General features: G+C 76.2%; 1 protein-coding gene. It reads right to left on the bottom strand.

Features of this window, described 5'->3' with window-relative positions:
- Window positions 1-522, bottom strand: a 522-nt coding sequence (locus ACVNF4_RS36580) for a right-handed parallel beta-helix repeat-containing protein (RefSeq protein ID WP_461807115.1), incomplete at its 3' end; no start/stop codon positions are given.
- Between the last annotated feature and the right edge of the window lie 296 nt (window positions 523-818).

Raw genomic sequence — 818 nt, 5'->3', positions numbered from 1 at the left:
GCCCCCGCGCACCGCGACCCCGGCCTGTCCGGCCGCCAGCACCTCGCACTCCTCGAAGACCCCGCCGCCCCCGTCGAGCACGGCGATCCCGACGCCCGCCGGGTTGTCGACCGTGCACCGCCGCACCGTCGGCCGGGCCCCGCCGCGCACCTCGATACCGGCCGCCGACCGGGTCACGACCCGCACGTCCAGCAGTTCCGGCGTGCCCTCCTCGACGAGCAGCGCGGGCGACGTCGCGTCCTGCCCCTCGACGTGCAGGTCCTGGACGACGGCGGAGGCACGGACCGTCAGCGGCACCCCGTCGGCGGGGGCGATACGCACCGAACCGGGGGCGCCCTCGGGGCCGCGCAGGGTCACCGAGCGCTCGACGACGAGGTTCTCCCGGTACGTTCCGGGGGCGACGGTGAGGACGTCTCCGTCGGCCGCGGCCTCCAGGGCGGCGGCGAGCGACGCGTACTCACCCGTGCGGCGCCGCCACCGCGATGTACCGGTGTGCGTCACCTGGACCGTGCCCTGTGCCATGACGATGCTGTGCCCCCACCTCGTGATACGCGGGTCGATGCCGAAGAAGGTCGGCTGGTCCACCGTAGCGTGCGCGCGGGTGGTGAGTTGACCACTGGCACGACCCCGTCGGCACCCCCGGGTGCGGCGCCGTCAACTGCCGGTGCCGGTACGGCCCCAGTCCGGGCCCGCGCGGTCCCATGCCTGGTCCCAGCGGGCGTAGCGGCGCCGGACCATGCTCCAGACGACGGCCCGGCGCGCGCTCTCGATCAGGCCCGCCGCGCACAGGGCGGCGCCGATGCCGGCCAGCACCGCGT

Source organism: Streptomyces sp. S6 (genome assembly GCF_054880855.1).
The sequence above is the reverse complement of the archived record's forward strand: the minus strand, read 5'-3'. Positions and strand labels throughout refer to the sequence as shown.